Genomic DNA, 22586 nt, shown 5'->3' with positions numbered 1-22586 from the left:
ACGGCCCAAAGGCGCTATCTCTAGACTTCCCGGTAACAGGAGGCTCTGATGACGCTGCAACTGACGGGCATTCACCACCTCACCGCCATTACCGCGGATGCGCCTGGTAACCTGCGCTTCTACACAGGGACGCTGGGCATGCGGCTGGTCAAGAAGACGGTCAACCAGGACGACACCAGCGCCTACCACCTGTTTTATGCCGACGGAAAGGCAAGCCCGGGCTCGGACCTGACCTTCTTCGACTGGCCGGTGGGGCGTGAGCGCCGCGGCACCCACAGCATCTGCCGCACCGGCCTGCGCGTCGCCGGCGAAACGTCGCTCGACTGGTGGCGCGAGCACCTTGCAGCCAAGGGCATCGAAACCTCTGAGACAACGGACATTGGCGGTTACAAATCGGTCGACTTCGAAGATCCCGAGGGGCAGCGCCTGCGGCTGGTCGACGACGGCGGCAAGGGACCGGCCAATGAATGGTCGGCAAGCACCGTTCCATCAGAGCACCAGATCAGGGGCCTCGGCCCTATCACCATCAGCGTTCCCGACCTCGCCAACACGGAACTGGTGCTGACGCGGGTGATGAACCTGCGCAAGCTGCTCGATTTCCCGTCGCCCGATGGCGAAGGCCACGTCCACGTTTATGAGATGGGCGAGGGCGGGCCTGCTGCCGAACTGCATGTCGCAGTGCAGCCAAGGCTCAACCCGGCGATGCAGGGTGCAGGCGGGGTCCATCACGTCGCCTTCCGCACGCCCGATATCGAGCAGATCCATGAATGGACGGCGCGGCTGCAGGAGTTTCGGCTGCCGTCGAGTGGCGAGGTCGAGCGCTACTATTTCCGTTCGCTCTATTTCCGCGAGCCCGCCGGCGTGCTGTTCGAGATCGCTACCGACGGCCCGGGTTTCGCCGTCGATGAGCCGATGGAGACGCTCGGCGAACGCTTGTCGCTGCCGCCGTTCCTCGAGGACAGGCGGGCGTCGATCGAGGCCAGGCTCAAGCCTCTGGTATGACCCGGCAAGGCGCGCCGTTAGAGATTGCGAGCGGCCAGCCAGTCTCTGACGATCTCGATATCGGCCGCCTCGAAAGCGTGGCCTGAGGATATGGTGCGGGCATCGACCTCGGCGCCGGCGTCGCGCAGCAGGCCGGCGAGTTCGGGGCCGAAGCTGCTGAACACGTCGACGTCGCCCGCGATCGACAGCACCTCGGTATCCGACAGGTCGGCCGCCGGCGGTTGTTCCAGCACCATCGCTGCGCGCAGCAGCGCCGCCCGCCTGATGGCGCCAGGATGCAACAGCATGGCGGCAGCCAGCATGTTGGCGCCGTTGGAGTGCCCAAGAAACACCAGCTTTGCCGGATCCAGCCGGTAAGCCTCGATGGCTCCCTCCACGAAGGCGACCAGCGCCTTGGCCTCCGACCTGATGTCGTCCTGGTCGAATTTGTTGGCCGAGAAGCGGCGAAACCAGCGTGGTGCGCCTTCGTCGGTGGCGCGGCCACGCAGTGCCAGCAGGGTGGCATTCGGTGCGGCCTTGGCGGCGAAGGGGAGAAGGCTGGTCTCGTTGCCGCCCGAGCCGTGCAGCAGCACGATCGTCGTGCCATCTGCATTCTCGGGCGTATAGAAGCGGTGCACGAAAGGCAGTTCGCGATAGATGACGCGCTCCTCGCCCGGCCAGGCGAATTGCGGCAGCATCGTTTTCAGCTCGTCGATCCTGTCGGCGCGGTCGGGCGGCACGAACAGATGCGTGCCGAGTTCGTCCAGGGCTTCGTCTACCGCCATTCCGGGCGCATCGGTCGCCAGCTCGATCAGCGTGCCGCCCGGTTCGCGCACATAGAGCGAGTAGAAATACTTGCGGTCATGCACGTTGGTGATCGAGGAATTGCTGGAGCCCAATTCGCCATGCACCCGTTCGACCTCGGCGACGTTTTGGGCACGGAAGGCGATGTGGTCGATGGTGCCGGTACCCGGCGCGCTCGACCAGAAACCCTTGGCGTCGCGGATATCGACAACGTCGCCGGAGTCGGAAATCAGCCGGCGGATGAACTCGGTGCTCGTCTGGGGCCGATAGCCAAAATGCCTGGCAATGAAACTTTCGGTCAGCTCGGGCACCTCGGTCATGATGGTGGCGCCGCGGATGCGGCGGATGGCGTGCTCGACCGGAACGCTCGAACCGTCCCAATCCACCGGGGCCGGGAAGCCAGCCACCCCGACCAACTTGACGATCACTCCGTCGGGGTCTTTCAGCCTGAGCGTCGGCTCGCCCATCTCTTCCATCGGGCCCGAAATCTCGATGTGATGCGACAGCGCCCGCGTCAGCCAGAACCCTATGCTGGCCGGATCGATGGCGAGCGATATCTCGCTCGCCTGGCCGTGGCCGATGCGCCCTGGCGCGCCGTCCTCCCAGACGAGGAAGGTGATCAACGTTCCCGGCTTGGCTGCGCCATCGCCATAGAACAGGTGAAGCTGGGTCGCGTCTTCATAACCGCCGGTCTGCTTGACCAGCCGGAGCCCGAGGAAACCGACATAGAAGTCGACATTGGCCTGCACCTTGCGGGTGATGAGCGTGATGTGATGGATGCCTGCGCCCATGATGCACCTCCGGCCGATTTGCTTTCGGCCGACATTCCCTCAGCCGGGCGGTCGGTGCAACCGATGTTCGATTGGCCAAAAAGAAAGGCCCCGACAAGCGGGGCCAGTCGATCTGGTCTTGCGAGCCTCAGGCCGACAGTGCCTTGGTCTCGCGACGCCTGATATGGAGCACATGCTCGGTGTAGCCGCTCGGCTGCGTGCGTCCTGTGAACACCAGGTCTTCGGCCGCCTTGAACGCCGGGCTGTCGAAGTTTGGCGCCAACGGGGCGTAGCCTTCAGTTTCGGCATTCTGTCGGTCGACGACGGCTGCCATGCGCCGCATCGTTTCGCGCACCTCCGTTTCGCCGACGATGCCGTGGCGCAGCCAGTTGGCGACGTGCTGGGAGGAGATGCGCAAGGTGGCGCGGTCTTCCATCAGCCTGACATCGTCGAGGTCGGGCACGGTCGACACGCCAACGCCCTGGCCGACCCAACGCACGACATAACCGAGCAAGCCCTGCAGGTTGTTTTCGAGCTCTGCCTTGATCTCGTCTGCGCTGTAGCTGCGGGTCGCCAACGGAATGGTCAAAAGGTCGGTCAGCGAGGCATGCTCCTTGCCGCGCAGTTCGTCCTGGACGGCTGCGACGTCGACGAGGTGATAATGCATGGCATGCAGCACGGCTGCCGTCGGTGTCGGCACCCAGGCGGTGCTGGCACCGGCCAGCGGATGGGCGATCTTCTTGTCGAGCAGGCCGGCCATCTGGTCGGGGGCCGCCCACATGCCCTTGCCGATCTGGGCGCGGCCGGGAAGGTTGCGGGCAATCCCGACATCGACATTGTTCGCCTCATAGGCCTTCAGCCAGGTGGCGCTTGCCATCTCGGCCTTGCGCATCATCGGGCCGGCTTCCATCGAGGTGTGGATCTCGTCGCCGGTGCGGTCGAGGAAGCCGGTGTTGATGAACACCGTGCGGTCGCGAACCTTGGACATGCAGGCGGCGAGGTTTACTGATGTGCGGCGCTCCTCGTCCATGACGCCGATCTTCATCGTGTATTTGGGCAGGCCGACGAGCTCCTCGATGCGCTTGAACAACAGGTCGGAGAGGCCGACCTCGTCGGGGCCGTGCATTTTCGGCTTCACGACATAGACCGAACCGGTGCGGCTGTTGCGTACGGCATTTTCGCCGCGGATGTCTTGTGCCGCACTGGCAACGGTGATCGCCGCGTCGAGGATTGCCTCGGGCACCGGCTTGCCGGCCGCGTCAAGCACGGCGTCGGTGAACATGTGGTGGCCGACATTGCGCACCAGCATTGTCGAACGGCCATGCAGCACAAGCGTGCCGCCGCCGGGTGCGGTGAAGACCCGGTCTTCGACCAGCTTGCGGGTGACGGTCTTGCCGTCCCGGACAAATTCCGAGCTCAGGCTGCCGTCCATCAGGCGCTGCCAGTTGCGGTAGACGACAATCTTGTCTTCGGCGTCGACTGATGAAACCGCATCCTCGAGATCCATGATGATCGAGATCGCCGCCTCGATGACCACGTCTGATATGCCGGCGGCGTCGAGCGCGCCGACCTGATGCTCGCGGTCGAGCACCAGCTCCATATGCAGGCCGTTATTGACCAGAAGCACGCTTCTCGGCTCATGGCGCGGGCCGGTGAAGCCGGCGAACTGGCTGGGCGAACGAAGGCCGATCTTCCTGCCATCGGCCAAGGTCACCTGCAGCTTGCCGCGCTCGACGATGTAGCCAACAGCGTCGGCGTGGCGGCCGGTAGCCAGCGGCACGACCTGGTCGAGGAATTCGCGCACGCGGGCGATGACCAGCCTGGCGCGGGCCGGGTTGAACGCCTTGCCCTTTTCGGCGCCACCGGTCGCGGGAATGGCATCGGTGCCGTAAAGCGCGTCAAAGAGCGAACCCCAGCGCGCATTGGCTGCATTCAGCGCGTAGCGGGCATTGGACAGCGGCACCACCAGCTGGGGGCCGGCGATGGTACCGATCTCGGCGTCGACGTTCTTGGTCGCCACCTGGTAGGCGTCGGCGGCAGGTGCCGGCACCAGATAGCCGATGTTGCGCAGGAATTGCTCGTAGGCTGTGGCGTCATGCTGCTTGCCCTTGTGCTCCAGATGCCAGGCATCGATCTTCGCCTGCAGTTCGTCGCGAATGGCGAGCAGCTCGTGATGCCGGGGCGCGAGGTCGCGAATGATCTCCGCAAGCCCGCTCCAGAAAGCGGCTGGTTCAAGTCGGGCGCCGGGCAGCACCTCCTGCTCGACGAAGGCGCGCAGCGCCGGATGGACTGAAAGGCCGGCGACGCTTTCATAGGTCTGGGTCATGGGATGGCTCCTTCGATACGCGCGAGGCGCGGCAACTCCGTCTGATGCTGATGACAGCGATTGTATCCATTGACAAGCATTTTTTGATACAAGATAGTATCCAAGTGCTTGGGCTGCCAGGCTGGCCGCTGTCCGACGCGCCCAGATGGCTGCTGCGCACCATTTTTCCGGCGAGGCGTCAGCATGATCGGCATCATCAAGAGTTCATTGCCGGGCGGTAGAAGCCTCACTGCTGTCGAGGCGCTGCAGGCCGCCGCGAAGCTGGGGCTGCAGGGGCTGCTGTTCAACTCACTCTTCGACGTCAGCCCGACGCTCGATCCGGCAGAATTGGCCGCCGCCCGCGCCGAGGCGAACCGCTTGGGCCTGGAAATCTCGTCGATGCTCGGCATCGTCAATCCGGCGCTGCCCGCCCGCAGCCAGCCAATCGTCGACGCCGGTGGCGGCGACATGCAGGCAGGTATCGAGAGATTGGTCGAGCTCGCCGCCGGTGTCGACATCCGCGACATGTTCTTCATCATCGGCATGATCGAGGACCGCTTCGAGGCCGATGTGAGCTGGCAGGCCCAGCTCGACGGCGTAACTGAGCTGCTTGGCCGCTGCGCCCCGGCCCTGCGCCGGAATGGCTCGAAGCTGCTGCTCAAAACGCATGAGGAAATAGCAACATCAGAGATCGTGGCGCTGGTCGAAAGGATCGGGGCCGATGTGCTCGGTGTGGCCTTCGACCCGGTCAACGTGCTCTGCCGGCTGGAAGATCCTGTCGCGGCGGCCCGGCGTGTTGCGCCATATGCCACTCAGCTTTATGTCGATGATGCCGTCATGCGTTTCCAGGAAAACGGTATCCGACGCTTCCTTGCACCGCTCGGCGAAGGTTTTGTCGACTGGAATGGTATCAGGCCGCTGCTGCCCGACGCGAAAGTCTGGATCGAGATGCATGCCGGCCAGTTCGCTATGCCGGTGTTCGACCGGCACTGGCTCAAGAACCAGCCGCCGGTTGCCGTCGAAGAATTCGCCTCGGTGCTGGCGATGGCAGCGAAGTTTGGAACGCGCCAGGTGCCGTGGGACCAGGCGGCGCCTGTCGCGCGGCTGACACAGGCATTGCGTAGAGGCCTGCCATAGTCTTCTCGCCGCATTATTGGATACGATTTTTACACTGAGTAGCATTTCGAGCGTCGGGCTTTGCCGCGACGTCGGACGTCAACACGCAGTCATTCGCGCGGGAAGCGACCGCGCACCCAAGGAGGCCTTCATGCGTTACCCTCGAGACATGCGCGGCTACGGCGAGAACCCGCCCCATGCCAACTGGCCGGGCGGCGCCAATGTCGCCGTGCAGTTCGTGCTCAACTACGAGGAAGGCGGCGAAAACAACATCCTGCATGGCGATGCCGCCAGCGAGGCCTTCCTGTCGGAAATCCCGGGTGCTGCGCAGTGGCCGGGCCAGCGCCACTGGAACATGGAGTCGGTCTACGAATATGGCGCCCGCGCCGGATTCTGGCGGCTGCATCGCCTGTTCACCGACCTCGACGTGCCGGTCACTGTCTATGGCGTCGCAACCGCGCTGATGCGCGCACCTGAACAGTTGCGCGCCATGCAGCAGGCCGATTGGGAAATCGCCAGCCATGGCTACAAATGGGTCGAGCACAAGGACATGCCGGCCGATGAGGAGCGTGCCCAGATAAAGGAAGCGATCCGCCTGCACGCGCTGGCCACCGGCGAGCGCCCCACCGGCTGGTACACCGGCCGCTGCTCGGTCAACACCGTCGACCTGGTCTCCGAGGAGGGCGGCTTCGCCTACGTCTCCGACACCTATGACGACGACCTGCCCTACTGGCGCGAGCATCAGGGCCGCGCGCAATTGATCATCCCCTATACGCTCGAAGCCAACGACATGCGCTTCGGCACACCGAACGGCTTCAATTCCGGCGACCAGTTCTTCGCCTATCTCAAGGACACCTTCGACTATCTCTATGCCGAAGGGGCGGCCGGCCGGCCGAAGATGTTTTCGATCGGCCTGCATTGCCGCCTCGTCGGTCGCGCCGGCCGTATTGCGGCGCTCAAGCGCTTCATCGAACATGTGCAAAGCCACGACAAGGTCTGGATCGCGCGCCGCATCGACATCGCCGATCATTGGGCGAAGCAGCATCCTTACGTCAAGCCGAAGCTGGTGCCGTCGCAGATGGACAAGGTTGGGTTTGTCGAGACCTTCGGCCAGTGCTTCCGCGGCGGTGAACTGCTCGCCGAACGCACCTTCGACGGCGAACTGGCTCCGGTCAACGACAGCCCCTTTGGGCTGTTCTTTGCGCTGCGCACGCAGTTTCGTGCTGCCAGCGAGGCCGAGAAGTTCGAGGTGCTGAAGGAGTACACGCCGCTCGACCCGCGTATCAAGGCGGCAAGCATCGTCGCCGACGAAAAGGACGCGAACAGCCTCGATGTCATGACCGCCTTCCAGCAGCAGCTGCTGCTGGAACTGCTCGGCGCCCATGAGGAAAAATTTGGCTTCGGCGCCATCTTTGTCGTGCGCAACTACACCACCGCATCCCTACTGGCTTCGCTGGGCGCGCGGATCGAGACGGACCGCGACACCGAACTGGCCGTCACCTATGGCCAGGTCGAGCGGCTGGCGGAGATCCAGGTCGAGGCACGGTTCTCGGCCTAGGTCAGGATCTATGGCGAACACGTCGCTCAAGACCCGCAAGCGGGTTTCGAGCGACGCGTCGAGAATGCCGATTTGCCTCAGGCGTAACGCGACAGAATTTCGCTGAGGTTGCGCTTGGTGCGCTTGGTCTGGCCGATATTGGCCTGCTCGAACACCTGCTGCAGATGCTCGATGATGGCGTCGGCGCTGGCCTTGGGATCGCGGGCCCTGAGCGCCTGCAGAATCGCCACATGTTCGTCGACACTGCAGTCGGTTTCCTGATGTGTGCTGTGCTGGGCGAGGATCAGCGACGTCCGCGAGATCAGCGATTTGAGGAAACCGGCGAGCACCTCGTTGCCGGCCATCTGTGCGGCGAGCAGATGAAACTCGCCGGAGGCGACGATCGCCGCCGTATGGTCGCCGGCGTGGCGGATGCTGTGTTCCTTTTCCAGATGCTGTTCCAGCATTGCGATCTGTTTGTCGGTGACGACGGTCGCCAGTTTGGAGAAGATTTCGCGTTCGATGGCGTTGCGCGCTTCGAACACCTGGCGCGCCTCGTCGGGCGTCGTGCTGGCGACGAAGGCGCCGCGATTCTGCCGGAACTCGACCAGTGATTCGGTGTGCAGACGGTTGAGCGCGGCGCGCACGATGGTGCGGCTGACAGAAAACAGCGCGCCGATCGATTCTTCGCTGAGCTTTGTGCCGGGTGTCAGTTCGCGCGCCAGAATGGCCCTGAACAGAGCTTGATAGATCGCATCGATCTTCGATCCGGCTTTCTCGTCGAGATCAGTATTCGCAGCTTTCGCCATTCCCTCACCAGCCAGAGTTGTACAGGCAGCGCGCAACAATGCTACGTCTCAGATGCATCGGCGCACGGCGGAAGACAAGAGGAATGCAAGCCTTGCTTCGTTATTCGTTTTATATTAGCCGGTGTCGTACGATGCAGCGGGCGTGCCATTGCCGCCGAATTCCCTCCGCTGCAAGCCAGCGCAGGCGCCTTGTTTACATTGCTGCCACTCTAGCACATGTTTTCTAATACAATAGCGAAAACTATTGCGCGCAATCGTAAGGACTTTTGAATACGATTTGAAAATGAGCTGATTTTCGACTGATCGGCAGCCGCTCAGCTCCCGCCGCTCTGGCGCTGCAGTTGGGGTGCTGGCTGGCCCAGTGCCTGCTTCAGGAAGGGCGACAGGCCGAAGGTTTCGGTCGCAGGCGCGGGTGCATCCACCGCGGCCGGCTGTGGGTCTGCCGCCAGGCGTAGCGCCTTGCCGATGGCGATGCGGTGGGGGTCGAGAACCGGCACTTCCGCAGCCACGATGACCTCGGCCAAAACAGGGATCAGCCCGGCGCCGCCCAAGACGACACGTTCAGCCCCGAGTGCCTTGGCTTCCATCGCCAGGAAGCTGGCGATGGATCGTGCATCGTCGGCCACAGACTCGATGGACCGGATACCGGCTATCCTGTTGCCGAGGCCGAGTTTCAGCACCAGTTCGCCGAGCATTTCGCACCAGACCGTGCCGTTGGTCGAAACGAGCGAGGTACCCGGCATAGCCGCTGCGGCCAGCAGGCCGGCTTCGGCAAATCCGATCACCGGCAGCCCGGTCATCTCGGCGAGCGCCTCGCGGCCGGGGTCGCCAAAGCAGGCGAGTACGATTGCGTCGGGCCTCGCACCCTCACCAATGGCCTTGGCGGCTGCGTCAAGCACGGCGTGTGCGGCGATCGAAACCGCGACACGGGTCGAGATGTAGCTGAAGCCGAAACTGGCGGTGACGGTCTGCACCTCTGCTGCGCCCGCCACCTCTTCGCGCACGAGTGCGTCGATGACCTGGCTGACGCCGGTCGAGGTGTTGGGGTTGATGACGAGCAGGCGAGGCAGGCGGCGCATCGAATTCCTTTGATATTACGGTCTTTGCTTCCGCCCCTCGCGCAACAGCACGATGGTGTGAGAGTCGGGACGCGGACGCCTTTTGCGAAGCATCTTCAGCTCGGTCTTGATACCATTGTATCAGATAAGATGTAAAGTTTGTATCCAAAAATTGGATGCAGTTCAGCCCAGAAGGCGAGCAATCTGCCCGCGAAACCGGCATCGTGTCGGATGAAAAATGACAGATCGATACCGGGTTGGATCCATCATCACGGCTGCGACGAGGAACGCATTTTTCACGAGGCGGGCGCAGAGGTCTTCCGGAAGGAATCTTAAGTAACTGTTTTTATGCAATGTTTTTCGCGAAGGCTGGAAGCCGTTGGCGTGTGCACACATCACGCAACATTTATGTATCCACTGGGAGAAAAATCGGATACAAAAGTGATGGGAGCGCCTTTGCGAAAAGGCAGAGTTAATTCAGCATATGGGAGCGACAATCATGCATGCTTTCTTCTCGGCCTTCTCCGCGCTGTCAGGCAGCCGGCGACAGTTTCTGGCGACAGTCGGGGGCGCGGCCCTTGCCGTGGCGGTCGGTTTCGGCGGCTCGGCGGCCATTGCCGCGGATCGCGAGCACACGATCATTGTCGGCCTCGGTGGCCAGATCAACACGCTCGACCCATTGCGCGCCGACTACAACCAGACCAACACGATCATCAGCGCCGTCTATGATACGCTGGTGACTTACGACGACACCAAGCTCATCGGCTCGCTGGCGACAGAATACGCCTATGCCGATGACGCCAAGTCGATCACGTTCACGCTGCGTCCCGATGTGAAGTTCCATGACGGCACGGCGCTGACTGCCAAGGACGTCGCCTACACGCTCGACCGGTTGAAGCGCCTCGGCACCGGCGTCGCCTCGCTGATCGACGGCTATGATTCGACCACCGTCACCGACGACACCCATCTGACCATCAACCTGTCCAAGCCGAACACGCTGTTCCTGCCGTCGCTTAGCAAGGTCTACATCCTGAATTCGGCACTGGTTGAAGCCAACAAGGGCGCCGATGACGGCCAGGGTTGGCTCCAGGCGCATGATGCCGGCTCCGGCGCCTACGTGCTGGGCGACCAGTCGCAGGCCGTGGTGATCGACCTGTTCCCCGGCTACTGGGCAGTCGAAGCCGGCCGCCCCGAATCCATCGTCTTCCGCCGCATCGACGAAAGCTCGACGCGTCGCGACGAACTCCGCGCCGGCAACATCGACGTCGCCTTCGGCTTTGCCGATCGCGATGCCGCCGCCATGGCCACCGACCCGGCGCTGAAGGTCGTGCCGATCAATACCAGCTACCAGACGGAAGTGTTGTTCAACACCAAGGTCGGTCCGACCGCCGATCCCAAGGTACGCAAGGCGCTGCGCATGGTCTACGATTATGCCGGAGGTCTGCGTGGCATCCGTGGGGGCAACGGCAAGATCGCCAATGGCCCGCTGCCGGCCCGCCTCGACTGCCGTCCTGAACTGCCAGAGGTGAAGCGGGATCTCGACGCCGCCAAGGCGATGCTCGCCGAAGCAGGCGCGGCCAATCTTAAGCTCAAGATGAACTTCCAGCCGGTGTTCGAGCTGCAGAAGCAGGAAGCGACGCTGTTCCAATCCAACCTGCGCGAGATCGGCGTCGAGCTCGAGCTCGAGCCGATCGCCTTCCCGAACTATCTCGCCAGCCTGAAGGATCCGAATTCGATCCCGCAGATGATGCTGCTCGAGGACTTCGCCCAGTTCCCCGAAGCCGGCATCATGCTGGTCAAGGGCTACAAGTCGGATGCGATCGGCACCAACCGTACCGGCTATGCCAATTCCGAGGTCGACAAGCTGCTCGACACGGCTCTTGCCACCGCCGACGACGCCAAGCGTTGCGACATCTACAAGCAGGTCCAGACCATTCTCGACAATGACTCCGTGATGGTCGACATGTATGGTGTCTACAAGCCAGCCGCCTACCGTGTCGGCACGCTTGCAGACCTCAAGGCCAGCATGCTCGCCACGCCCGCCGAGCCGGCGGACTTCCGGCTCGCCAAGCCGTAAGCGAGGTCTGAGATGCTCGCGTTCCGCGCCTATTCCTGGTTCCTCGGCCGACGTCTGGGCCTGACACTGTTGACCCTTTGGGGATTGGCCTCGCTGGTCTTCCTGATGATCAAGCTGATGCCCGGCGACGAGGCCCAGATGGCCGCCGGCGCGGACGCCTCCGCCGCCCAGATCGAGGCGGTGCGTGAAAGGCTGGGGCTCGATGCCCCGGTCATCATGCAATATCTGAGCTTCCTGGGTCGCCTCCTGCGCGGCGACCTGGGCACGTCGATCGTTACCCTCCAGCCTGTTCTGGCCGATCTCGAAAAGGTGCTGCCGAGCACGCTGGAGCTCGTCTTCATTGCCATGCTGCTCAATCTGGCGGTCGCCATCCCGGCCGGCATCATTGCCGCCTACCGCCAGGGCGGCGTCTTCGACACGACCAGCCGCGTCACCGCCGTCATGCTCGGCGGCATGCCCGCCTTCTGGCTCGCGCTGGTGTTGCAATATGTGCTGGGCAGCGTCTGGCGCGTGGTGCCGATCTCGGGCCAGCAGGGCTATGGCATGAACTCGCCGGTCGTCACTGGTGCGCCGACCCTCGATGCCCTGATCGCCGGGAACTTTGCCGGCTTCTTCGATACGCTGCACCACATCATGCTGCCGGCGGCCGTGCTGGCGGCGCTGTTCGCCACCCAGATTTTCCGCACGTTGCGGGCTGCCTTGCTCGGTGTGCTACGCTCGGACTTCATCATGGCCGTGCGAGCCAAGGGCGCCACCGCTCGCCATATGTTGGTGCGCCACGCCTTGCCCAACAGCCTCAATCCGGTGCTGACGCTTTCGGGCACCCAGGCCGGCGCGATGATCGGCTCGGCAGTGCTGGTCGAGACCGTCTTCGCCCGCCAGGGCATCGGCGCCTACATGTTCAATGCCGTCGCCCAGAAGGACGCCTTCGCCGTGCTGGGGTCGGTGATGTTCATCGGCACCGTCGTCTGCCTCGTCAACCTGATCGTCGACATCCTCCAGCTTCTTGTCGACCCGCGCATCCGCGCCGCACAACTGGGGAGCCAAGGCCAATGAACGCCCCAATGACCGCCATCGCCCAGCCGGCAACTGCCCGCCGCAAGGAAGGCTTCAGTGCCTTCGAGATCTTCGTCTTCACGCTTGTCATAGCGCTGCTGGCGATCGCCGTCTTCGGTCCGTTCCTGGCGCCGGACAGCATCTACAATTCCGACATCGCCAACTCACTGATGCCGCCGAGTGCGGCCAACTGGTTCGGCACCGACGACCAGGGCCGCGACGTGTTCTGGCGCCTCATCGTCGGTGCCCAGACGACCCTGCTCTCGGCCTTCCTGGTGGTAACGCTCTATTCGCTGATCGGCGTCACGCTTGCCACAGTCGCTGCCGCCGGTCCGCGCTGGCTCGACGAGGGCCTGATGCGCATCACCGACATCGGCCTGGCACTGCCCGGCATGATCGTGGCGCTCGGCTTCGCCGCCGCCATGGGCGCCAGCCTGCGCTCGGCGATCATCGCCATGGCCATAACGGGCTGGCCGATCACCGCCCGCATGCTGCGCGGCATCATGCGCCAGACCATGGAGCAGCCCTTCGTCGCCGGCGCCCAGGTGCTCGGCGTGTCGAAGTGGCGGCTGATGACCAAGCATGTGCTGCCCAATTCGCTCGACGTCTTGATCGTCAAATGGGCCGGCGACATCGGCACGACGGTGCTTGTGCTGGCGAGCCTGTCCTTCATCGGCGTCGGCGCCCAGCCGCCGAGCGCCGAATGGGGCGCCACCATCGCCGCCGCCCGCGGCTATGTCTCGACCGCCTGGTGGACCGTCGTCGCTCCCGGTGCGGCGGTTGCCATTACCTCGATCGCCTTCGGCCTGCTCGGCGACATCATCCAGGTCCGCCGCGATCCGTCCTTGAGGGGCAACTGAGATGAGGACCGTGCACCCCATGCCCGACCAGTCCACTGTTACCCCGCTTCGTCCGCCTCTCGTCACCGTCGACAAGCTGACAGTCGACATGCCGCTTGGCCGCAGCGGCGCGAGCGTCCGCATCGTCGATGGCGTCGATTTCAGCATCGGTATCGGCGAGCGTGTCGCCTTGGTCGGCGAGTCCGGCTCGGGCAAGTCGCTGACGGCACGCGCGTTGATGCGGCTCGACCGCCTGGCCAAACTGTCCGGCCGGGTCGACTTCGACGGCACCGACCTGCTCAAGCTGTCGGACCGTGACATGGGCAGGCTGCGCGGCAGCTCCATTGCCATGGTCTTTCAGGATCCGATGAGCTTCCTCGATCCGCTGATGACCATCGGCGACCAGGTCGCCGAGACGCTGCGCATCCGAGGCATCGGCAAGGCCGAGGCACGCAAGCGGGCGCTCGCCGTGCTCGACGAGCTCGGCGTCGACCGCGCCGCCCAACGCCTCGATGCCTATCCGCACGAATTCTCCGGCGGCATGCGCCAGCGCGTCGTGCTGGCGATGGCGCTGGTCGGCGAGCCGCGGCTGCTGATCGCCGACGAACCGACGACGGCGCTCGACGTGCGCGTGCAGGACCAGGTGCTCGACCTGCTCGACGACGTGTCGACGCGCCGTGGTCTGGCAGTGCTGTTCATCACCCATGACCTCGGAGTCGTCGCCGGCTTCGCCGAACGGGTGATGGTCATGTATTCGGGCCGCATCGTCGAGGATGGCGAAGTCGCGAGCGTCTTCGCCAGGCCGAGCCATCCCTACACACAAGGGCTGATCAAGGCGGTGCCGCGCATCGACCAGGATCTCAACACGCTCTACGCCATCCCAGGTGCGCCGCCGCCACCACTGGCGCGGCCGGGCGGTTGCCCGTTCCATCCGCGCTGCGATCAGCGCTTCGAACGCTGCGACAAGGACCTGCCCGTGCTGTTGCCGGTCGGTCTGTCGCGCGTCGCCTGCCACCTGCATGACGGCCGCCAGCATGACGGCCGACTGCCAGAAGGAAAGGGCGCCTGACCATGCTCATGTCCATCGACAGCATCAGCAAGTCATACAATGCCTTCCCCAACCCGCCGGCCAAGGTGCTGCACGACGTCACGCTCAACATCGACACCGGCGAGGCCATCGGCCTCGTTGGTGAATCGGGATCCGGCAAATCGACGATCGCCAAATGCATGCTGGCGCTGATCAAGCCGGAAGACGGTGCGATCACGTATGACGGCATCGACGTCATCCATGCCAAGGGCGAGGAGCTCAGGCGCTTCCGCCGCGAAGTGCAGATGGTGTTCCAGGACCCCTATGGCAGCCTCAACCCGCGCATGACGGTCGAGGAGCTGATCGGCGAGGGACTTTTGATCCACAAGCTCGAGCCGACGGCGGCTGCACGCCGCAAGCGGGTCGCCGAGATGATGGAGATGGTCGGCCTCAACCCCAACGACATGGACCGCTACACGCGCTCCTTCTCCGGTGGCCAGCGCCAACGCATCGCCATTGCGCGCGCGCTTGTCATCCGCCCGCGCATCCTCGTCTGCGACGAGCCGGTGGCGGCCCTCGACGTGTCGGTGCAGGCGCAGGTCATAAACCTGCTCCAGGACATGCAGAAGAAGCTGAACCTCGCCATCGTCTTCGTTGCGCACGACTTGGCGGTTGTCCGCCATCTCTGCGAAAAGATCGTCGTGCTGCACAAGGGCAAGGTCGTCGAGCAGGGTTCGCGCGACGAAATCTTCGGCAACCCCCGCATGCCTTACACCCAGTCGTTGCTGGCGGCGGTGCCGGTACCCGATCCCGTCGTCGGCCGCGCCCGCCGTGCAGCGCGCCGCCTCGAAACCGCAAACTGACATTACCAAGGAGACTGCCGATGCGTATCGGTGTCGATGGCCGCAAGATTCCCGAAGCCACCAAGCGCGGACCTGTGGCCAGCTTCGATCATGCCAAGGAGCTGGGCATGGAGGGCCTGTTCTTCCGCACCGTGCTTGACATGAGCCCGACGCTGGATGCCGGCTATCTCGGCGAGATCAAACAGCGCGCCGACGAACTCGGCATGTATCTCGAAACCGGCCTCGGCAAGGTCAATCCTTATGCCACGCCCGAGGCGCCAGAACTGCGCCTCATCGGCGACGGCGACATCGTGCTCGGCTTCCGCCGCATGATGGAGGCCTGTGCCGCCATCGACTGCCGCGAACTCTGGGTGGCGACCGCCAACTACAAGCCGGTCTATACCGGCCGCTTCGCCTACGACCGCTTCCGCACCGACGTGACCTGGTCCGAGCAGCTCGACGCCACCGCGCGCTTCCTCAAGAAGCTCGCGCCGATCTCTCGCGACCTCGGCATCCATCTCAACCTCGAGACGCATGAGGAGATCACCTCCTTCGAACTGGTACGGCTGGTCGAGGAGGTCGGGCCGGATACGACGGGCATCGTCTTCGATACGGCCAACGTGCTGCAGCGCGCCGAGCACCCGGTCTGGGCGGCCAGGCGCGTGGCGCCTTATGTACGCCAGTCCCACATCAAGGACGCGCTGATTGCCTATGACGGCGAGGTGCTCGATTTCCAGATGCGCCCTTGCGGCGGCGGCGTCGTCGATTTCCGCGCCATCATGCCGATCCTGGCCGCCGCCAATCCCGATCTCAACCTGTCGATCGAAAACTACGAATCTTTCTCGGACCGGCCGCGCAACCCGCCCAAGATGATCATAGAGATCGCCGATCCCAAATGGCTCGAAGGCCATCCCGACCTCAGTGTCGAGGAGTATGCCGATTATATGAAGATGGTGCAGGACTACGCTGCCCGCATCGCCAGCGGCGAGGTCCTGGACCGCGAAAGCTTCGCTGCCTGGGCTGTGAAGAACTACCACTATGCCGAGACGGTCGACTACATCAAGACAAGTGCCGCCCACGTCAGGGGCATCTGCCAGGAGCTCGGCCTGCCACTGCAGAAGGCGGCGTAGGCCGGTTTATCGACTGCGAACGGCAAAACCTGCGGAAGGCAGCTTCCGCGGGTTTTTCTTTTTGCCGCTGATTGTTTGTCATCAAACCCCTCTCCGGTCCTTCGGGCCACCTCTCCCCAGAGGGGCGAGGAACCCAAGCTGGACAGACGCTGGCACGTATCTGAAGTCTCGTTGAGCGTTCAGAACCTGGGTTCCTCGCCCCTTTGGGGAGAGGTGCCGAGCGCAGCGAGGCGGAGAGGGGTTGCTGGGCGAACACGTCAATCGCTTGCGAACGTGCCCCAACAAAAAGGCCGCGCAGTCGGCGCGGCCCTTTTTGTCTTCAGCAGGCGTGTAGTAGCCTACCACTCGAGCACGATCTTCCCCGCTTCGCCATTGGCGGCGTTATGGAAGGCGGCCTGGTAGTCGTCGGCCTTCATGCGGCTGGTGATCACCTTGCGGATATCGAGCCCGCTCTCCAGCATCGCCAGCATCTTGTGCCAGGTCTCGAACATCTCGCGGCCATAGATGCCCTTGAGGGTGATCATCTTGAACACGATCTTGGAAAGATCGATCGGGAACGGCTTTGCCGGCACGCCGAGCAGCGCGATACGGCCGCCCATCAGCGTGTGTTCGATCAACTGGTCGAACGCGGCGGGCGAGCCGCTCATCTCGAAGCCGACGTCGAAACCCTCACGCATGCGTAGCCGCGCCATGGCGTCGCGCAGGTCTTCCTCGGCGACGTTGACGGGCGTGACGTCGGCGACCTGGGTGGCGAGTTCGAGGCGCTTGGGGTTGACGTCGGTGATGACCACATGGCGCGCGCCGCAATGCCGCGCCACCGCCGCACCCATGATACCGATCGGGCCGGCGCCGGTGATCAGCACGTCCTCGCCGGCAACGTCGAAGGACAGCGCCGTATGTACGGCGTTGCCGAGCGGGTCGAGGATGGCGCCGAGCTCGTCGTCGATGGTGTCGGGCAGCGGCACCACGTTGAAGGCGGGGATGCGGACATATTCGGCGAAGGCGCCGGGCAGGTTGACGCCGATGCCTTGGGTCTCCGGATCGAGATGGTAGCGGCCGGCGCGGCTGGCGCGGCTGCGCATGCCGATGACATGGCCTTCGCCCGACACGCGCTGACCGACCTTGAAGCCGCGCACATGCGAACCCAGTTCGACGATCTCGCCGGCATATTCGTGGCCTGTTATCATCGATACCGGCACGGTCTTGGCCGCCCATTCGTCCCATTTGTAGATGTGGATGTCAGTGCCGCAGATGCCTGTCTTGTTGACCTTGATCAGCACGTCGTCGGGGCCGACCTGCGGTACGGGCCGGTCTTCCATCCAGATGCCGGGTTCAGCCTTGGCCTTGACCAGTGCGCGCATGGGAAAACTCCTGAAACTCAGATGATGCCGAGCGACTTGCCGGCGTCGGCAAAGGCGTCGATGGCGAAGGTGATGTCCTGCTCGTCGAGCGCTGCCGACATCTGGGTGCGGATGCGCGCCTTGCCCTGAGGCACCACGGGATAAAAGAAGCCGGCGACATAGACGCCGCGCTCGTCGAGCGCCTTGGCCATTCGCTGCGCCAGCACCGCATCACCCAGCATGACCGGGATGATCGGCGTCTCGCCGGGAAGCAGCGTGAAGCCGGCTTGGGTCAGGCCATCGCGGAAGCGTGTGGTGTGGCGGCCGAGTTTTGCACGCAAATCGTCGGCGCCACGTGCGATCTCGATCGCCTTCAGCGAGCCGGCGGCAACGGCTGGCGCCAGGCTGTTGGAGAAGAGGTAAGGACGGGCGCGCTGGCGCAACAGGTCGATGATCGGCTGCGACGCCGCGATGAAGCCGCCCATCGCGCCGCCAAGCGTCTTGCCCAGCGTTCCGGTGACGATGTCGACGCGGTTGCCGGCGCCCGTCAGCGCCGGCGTGCCGCGGCCTTGTTCGCCGATATGGCCGGTGGCATGACAATCGTCGACGGCGACGATGGCGCCATAGCGCTCGGCGAGATCGCAGATCTGCTTGAGCTTGGCGACGTGGCCGTCCATCGAGAACACGCCGTCGGTGACGACCAGCTTGAAGCGCGCGCCGTCAGCGGCGGCCTGCTTGAGCTGGGTCTCCAGGTCGTCCATGTCGCCCTGGGCGTAGCGGAGCCGCTTGGCCTTGGAGAGCCTGACGCCGTCGATGATCGAGGCATGGTTCAGACTGTCGGAGATGATGGCGTCCTCGGCGCCGAGCAACGGCTCGAACAGCGCTCCATTGGCGTCGAAGCAGGCAGCGAACAGGATCGCATCGTCCTTGCCGAGATAGTCTGATATGGCGTGCTCGAGCTCGCGGTGCAGCGTCTGGGTGCCGCAGATGAAGCGCACCGAGGCCATGCCGAAGCCGAACTCGTCGAGAGCAGTTGCCGCCGCCTTGCGGATATCGGCATTGTCGGCGAGGCCGAGATAGTTGTTGGCGCAGAGATTGACCATCTGGCGGTCGCCATCCGGACCCTTCACCTTGATACGGCCGGCCTGCATGCCGGAGATCTGGCGCTCTCGCTTGTAGAGACCGTCGGCCTCGATGCCCTGGAGAACGTTCGAGATGTGGGAAAGGAAATCCTGGTTCAACGGTCTCTCCATCCATTAAGGTGGAAATTCCGATATAATGGATATGATGGCAAGTCTAGTGGAATCCCGTTGGGCCAGCGAACCAGACGCAAATGCCTCGCAGGACGGCCAAGCCGGTGCTATCAGTGGGCCGCTTTTTGGGGGAGGCGACATGGAAGTGAACGACGCGCCGAAGATCGGCCCGGTAATCCAGAAGGAACGCAAGGAGCGCCACCTGACGCTCGACCGGCTTGCGGCGATTTCGGGCGTTTCGCGCTCAATGCTGTCGCAGATCGAGCGCGGCGAGGCCAACCCGACATTCGCCGTTCTGTGGTCGCTGACCCAGGCCCTCGGCATCGATTTTTCCCAGCTCATCGCGGGCGGCATCACCCACCAGCGTAAGGCAGAGGCCATCGAACTGGTGACGCTGGCGCTGACACCTGAAATCAAGAGCCCTGACGGGGCTTGGCGGCTGCGTATCCTGAGTTCGCCGGCCCTGGCCGGCCGTATCGAATGGTACGAGGTCGAGATCGCGCCTGGCTGCAAGCTGCAAAGCGCGCCGCATGCGCCCGGCACTTTCGAGCATCTGACTGCACACACTGACGGCCTATCGGTGGAAACCGAGATGGGACGGCAGGCGCTGAAGACAGGCGAGACGGCGCGCTATCGCGCCGACGTATCCCACGAAATCACCAATAGCGGCTCGGAAACCGCCCGAGCGCTGATGGTCGTTCTTTACGACCAGGACAACTAATCCCATCAGGCACGGACTGGCGCGGATTTTCTGCTCTTGACGGGGCAGCAAGCCTGCCGCTTCCTCCCAGCCAAGCGGCACCGTTCGTCGACGCGCCGCGACCGCGAAAAGGGAGAGCGTCATGTCCGGCAGGTGGGATTTCTGGGTCGACCGTGGCGGCACCTTCACCGACGTCATCGGCCGCGACCCTGATGGTCGCCTCCACCCCCGCAAGTTGCTGTCGGAAAATCCCGAGGCCTATCGCGATGCCGCCATCCAGGGCATTCGCGACCTGCTCGGCCTGGCGCCGGGAGCGGCCATTCCGCCCGGCAGCATCGGTGACATCAGGATGGGCACGACGGTTGCCACCAATGCGCTGCTCGAACGCAAGGGCGACCGCGTCCTTCTTCTCATCACCAAGGGTTTCCGCGATGCCCTGCGCATCGCCTACCAGGCCCGCCCGGACATCTTCGCCAAGGAAATCATCCTGCCCGAGCAACTCTATGAACGTGTCGTCGAGGTCGACGAGCGGGTGCGGGTCGACGGTACCGTAGAGCGCCTTCTCGATATCGCGGAGATCAAGCCGCAGCTGCTGCAGGCCAGGGCCGACGGCATCGATGCCGTCGCCATCGTCTTCATGCATGCCTGGAAGTTCCCCGAGCACGAACGCGCCGTCGCCGCCGTTTGCCGCAAATGTGGGTTCTCCCAGGTGTCGGTCAGCCACGAGGTTTCGCCACTGATCAAGTTGGTCGGGCGTGGGGATACGACTGTCGTTGATGCCTATCTGTCGCCGATCCTGTCGCGCTATGTCCGGCAGGTGGCAGGGGAATTGGACGTTTTGCCGTCCCCCTTGTGGACAGGGTCGGACGGCGAAGACGGACGAGGTGGGGGTGACAGTGCGACGAAGTCTACCTCGACCCCGGTATTGCGCCCCGACCCTGCCCACAAGGGGGACGGCAAAAACCCTCGCCTCATGTTCATGATGTCCTCCGGCGGCCTCACCGCCGCCGAGCTGTTCCAGGGCAAGGATGCGCTTTTGTCAGGCCCCGCCGGCGGCGTCGTCGGCATGGTCGAGACGGCCAAGCTTGCCGGCTTCGACAAGGTCATCGGTTTCGACATGGGCGGCACCTCGACCGACGTCGCCCATTATGACGGCGAATACGAGCGCAGCTTCGACACCGAGGTCGCCGGCGTGCGTGTCCGCGCGCCGATGATGCGCATCCACACGGTCGCCGCCGGCGGCGGCTCGGTGCTGCATTTCGAAGCCGGCCGCTTCCGCGCTGGACCCGATTCCGCCGGCGCCAATCCCGGCCCCGCCTGCTACCGCCGTGGCGGCCCGCTCGCCGTCACCGACGCCAATGTCATGCTCGGCAAGCTGCAGCCCGATTTCTTCCCGGCTATTTTCGGCCCTGCGCAAGACCAGCCGCTCGACGCTCGCGTCGTACGCAAGAAGTTTGCGGCGCTCGCCGAAGAGATCGGTGATGGCCGCAGCCCCGAAGCGGTCGCCGAGGGTTTCGTCACCATCGCCGTCGAGAACATGGCCAACGCCATCAAGAAGATCTCGGTCCAGCGCGGCTACGATGTCACGGAGTATCTGCTCAACTGCTTCGGCGGCGCCGGTGGCCAACATGCCTGCCTGGTGGCCGACGCACTCGGCATGGAGGCGGTGCTGATCCACCCCCTCTCCGGCCTGCTGTCGGCTTATGGCATCGGCCTGTCCTCGGTCTTCGCCTCGCGGCAGCAGGCGCTGCTCAAGCCGCTGGCCGAGGAATCGCGCGCCGAGATCGAGGCCTTGATCGGCAATCTGCGCGCCGAGGTGCTGACTGAGCTCGCCGGTCAGGCCATCGCCGAAGACGATGTCGCCCTGCGGCCTGTCCTGCATATCCGCTACGACGGCACCGACACCGCCCTGCCGCTCGGCTTCGAGCACGGCTCGATCGCCGAGGCCAAGGCTGCCTTCGAGGCTGCCCACAAGGCGCAGTTTGGCTTCATATATAAAGACAAGCCGACCGTGGTCGAAGCGGTGGTGCTGGAGGGTCGCGACGGCAGCGCCCGCGGGCTCTCGGAACAGGAGACCCCGCTTGAAGAAAAGCCGGCCACCACTGCCGAGACGAGAAAGATCTTCACCGAAGGCGCCTGGCATGAGGCCGGTGCCTTCCGCCGGGCTGGCATGAAGCCCGGCCACAAGGTTCCAGGTCCTGCCCTTATCATAGAGAGCCACCAGACAATCGTGGTCGAACCCGGCTGGACCGCCGAGATCAGCGCCCGCAACCACGTCGTCATGCGGCGCGTCGAGAAAAAGCAGCGTCGCGCCGCCATCGGCACCGCCGCAGATCCCGTCATGCTCGAGGTGTTCAACAACCTGTTCATGTCGATCGCCGAGCAGATGGGCGTGACGCTGCAGAACACTGCCTATTCGGTCAACATCAAGGAGCGCCTCGACTTCTCCTGTGCCGTCTTCGACCGCACGGGGGCGCTGGTCGCCAACGCACCCCACATGCCGGTGCATCTCGGCTCGATGGATCGCTCGGTCGAAACCATCATCCGTCTCAACGAGGGCGACATCCATCCCGGCGACGTCTTCGCGCTGAACGCTCCCTACAATGGCGGCACACATCTGCCTGACATTACGGTGGTCACGCCGGTGTTCGACGGGGAAGGGCTCTCCCCCGCAAGGGGGGAGAGCAGCCAGTCACGAAAGATCCTCTTTTGGGTCGCCGCGCGTGGCCATCACGCCGATGTCGGCGGCACTGCACCCGGCTCGATGACCCCGCTGGCAACGACTGTCGACGAAGAAGGCGTGCTGTTCGACAATTTCCGTCTCGTCGAGCGCGGCACGTTCCGCGAAAATGAACTCCACCGCCTGCTGACCGACCACGCCTATCCCGCCCGCAACCCGCAGCAGAACATTGCCGACCTCAAGGCCCAGATCGCCGCCAATG

The 22586-nt window shown here is 64.0% G+C and carries 17 protein-coding genes (1 of these 17 running past the window's edge); 11 read left to right on the top strand and 6 right to left on the bottom strand.

The features are described from left to right. Window positions 1-48: 48 nt before the first annotated feature. A complete protein-coding gene (locus SLT36_RS02815; protein ID WP_432285721.1) occupies window positions 49-1002 on the top strand; it encodes a ring-cleaving dioxygenase in 954 nt (317 codons plus the stop codon). A 17-nt stretch (window positions 1003-1019) separates the two neighbouring features. Here SLT36_RS02815 and SLT36_RS02810 read toward each other — a convergent pair whose 3' ends face one another. Continuing rightward, the gene (locus tag SLT36_RS02810; RefSeq protein WP_432285719.1) at window positions 1020-2576 is read right to left on the bottom strand and encodes a VOC family protein; all 1557 of its coding nucleotides are present in this window, start codon (window positions 2574-2576) and stop codon (window positions 1020-1022) included. 127 nt (window positions 2577-2703) lie between these two features. After that, window positions 2704-4881: a malate synthase G gene (locus tag SLT36_RS02805; protein ID WP_432285716.1), complete on the bottom strand. Its 2178-nt coding sequence runs from the start codon at window positions 4879-4881 to the stop codon at window positions 2704-2706. Window positions 4882-5064: 183 nt separating this feature from the next. On the opposite strand from SLT36_RS02805, the gene SLT36_RS02800 reads away from it, so the two are divergent. Further along, window positions 5065-5997 carry a sugar phosphate isomerase/epimerase family protein gene (locus SLT36_RS02800; RefSeq protein WP_432285714.1) on the top strand — a complete coding sequence of 311 codons (933 nt, stop codon included), beginning with the start codon at window positions 5065-5067 and terminating at the stop codon, window positions 5995-5997. 130 nt (window positions 5998-6127) lie between these two features. Continuing rightward, window positions 6128-7534 carry an allantoinase PuuE gene (gene puuE / locus SLT36_RS02795; RefSeq protein ID WP_432285712.1) on the top strand — a complete coding sequence of 469 codons (1407 nt, stop codon included), beginning with the start codon at window positions 6128-6130 and terminating at the stop codon, window positions 7532-7534. Between the two features lie 77 nt (window positions 7535-7611). On the opposite strand, the gene SLT36_RS02790 is transcribed toward puuE, so the two are convergent. Together SLT36_RS02790 and SLT36_RS02785 are read right to left on the bottom strand one after the other, a co-directional pair. Beyond that, window positions 7612-8322 (bottom strand): GntR family transcriptional regulator, encoded by a 711-nt coding sequence (locus SLT36_RS02790; protein ID WP_263005487.1) that lies wholly within the window; start codon window positions 8320-8322, stop codon window positions 7612-7614. 314 nt (window positions 8323-8636) lie between these two features. Beyond that, the gene (locus tag SLT36_RS02785; protein WP_432285710.1) at window positions 8637-9401 is read right to left on the bottom strand and encodes an aspartate/glutamate racemase family protein; all 765 of its coding nucleotides are present in this window, start codon (window positions 9399-9401) and stop codon (window positions 8637-8639) included. 478 nt (window positions 9402-9879) lie between these two features. Here SLT36_RS02785 and SLT36_RS02780 point away from each other — a divergent pair, with 478 nt between their 5' ends. The 6 genes from SLT36_RS02780 to SLT36_RS02755 are packed head-to-tail and all read left to right on the top strand — an operon-like array spanning window position 9880 to window position 16351. Continuing rightward, entirely contained in the window at window positions 9880-11457 is a 1578-nt protein-coding gene (locus tag SLT36_RS02780) for an ABC transporter substrate-binding protein (protein ID WP_432285709.1), read from the top strand. A 12-nt stretch (window positions 11458-11469) separates the two neighbouring features. Then, window positions 11470-12513 (top strand): ABC transporter permease, encoded by a 1044-nt coding sequence (locus SLT36_RS02775; RefSeq protein WP_432285708.1) that lies wholly within the window; start codon window positions 11470-11472, stop codon window positions 12511-12513. Beyond that, the gene (locus SLT36_RS02770; RefSeq protein ID WP_432285707.1) at window positions 12510-13373 is read left to right on the top strand and encodes an ABC transporter permease; all 864 of its coding nucleotides are present in this window, start codon (window positions 12510-12512) and stop codon (window positions 13371-13373) included. Before SLT36_RS02775 ends, SLT36_RS02770 begins: the two co-directional genes overlap by 4 nt. Before the next feature lie 19 nt (window positions 13374-13392). Further along, the gene (locus SLT36_RS02765) at window positions 13393-14421 is read left to right on the top strand and encodes an ABC transporter ATP-binding protein (RefSeq protein ID WP_432285706.1); all 1029 of its coding nucleotides are present in this window, start codon (window positions 13393-13395) and stop codon (window positions 14419-14421) included. Between the two features lie 2 nt (window positions 14422-14423). Continuing rightward, window positions 14424-15242: an ATP-binding cassette domain-containing protein gene (locus SLT36_RS02760; RefSeq protein WP_432285704.1), complete on the top strand. Its 819-nt coding sequence runs from the start codon at window positions 14424-14426 to the stop codon at window positions 15240-15242. A 20-nt stretch (window positions 15243-15262) separates the two neighbouring features. Further along, the gene (locus SLT36_RS02755; RefSeq protein ID WP_432285703.1) at window positions 15263-16351 is read left to right on the top strand and encodes a sugar phosphate isomerase/epimerase family protein; all 1089 of its coding nucleotides are present in this window, start codon (window positions 15263-15265) and stop codon (window positions 16349-16351) included. Between the two features lie 338 nt (window positions 16352-16689). Here SLT36_RS02755 and tdh read toward each other — a convergent pair whose 3' ends face one another. Continuing rightward, window positions 16690-17712 (bottom strand): L-threonine 3-dehydrogenase, encoded by a 1023-nt coding sequence (gene tdh, locus SLT36_RS02750; protein ID WP_310325227.1) that lies wholly within the window; start codon window positions 17710-17712, stop codon window positions 16690-16692. Window positions 17713-17729: 17 nt separating this feature from the next. Beyond that, window positions 17730-18932, bottom strand: coding sequence for a glycine C-acetyltransferase (locus tag SLT36_RS02745; protein ID WP_432285702.1), 1203 nt, complete (start codon window positions 18930-18932; stop codon window positions 17730-17732). A 151-nt stretch (window positions 18933-19083) separates the two neighbouring features. Between SLT36_RS02745 and SLT36_RS02740 the strand changes: the two genes are divergently transcribed. Together SLT36_RS02740 and SLT36_RS02735 are read left to right on the top strand one after the other, a co-directional pair. Then, window positions 19084-19665, top strand: coding sequence for a helix-turn-helix domain-containing protein (locus tag SLT36_RS02740; protein ID WP_432285701.1), 582 nt, complete (start codon window positions 19084-19086; stop codon window positions 19663-19665). Window positions 19666-19786: 121 nt separating this feature from the next. Beyond that, a protein-coding gene (locus SLT36_RS02735) for a hydantoinase B/oxoprolinase family protein (protein WP_432285700.1) crosses the window boundary here: on the top strand, window positions 19787-22586 show its 5' portion. Its footprint extends 968 nt past the window's final position; only the first 2800 of its 3768 coding nucleotides appear in the window; the start codon lies at window positions 19787-19789; its stop codon lies off the right edge, out of view.

The organism is Aminobacter sp. BA135 (assembly GCF_050859125.1).
GTDB classification, from domain to species: Bacteria; Pseudomonadota; Alphaproteobacteria; order Rhizobiales; family Rhizobiaceae; genus Aminobacter; species Aminobacter ciceronei.
The sequence above is the reverse complement of the archived record's forward strand: the minus strand, read 5'-3'. Positions and strand labels throughout refer to the sequence as shown.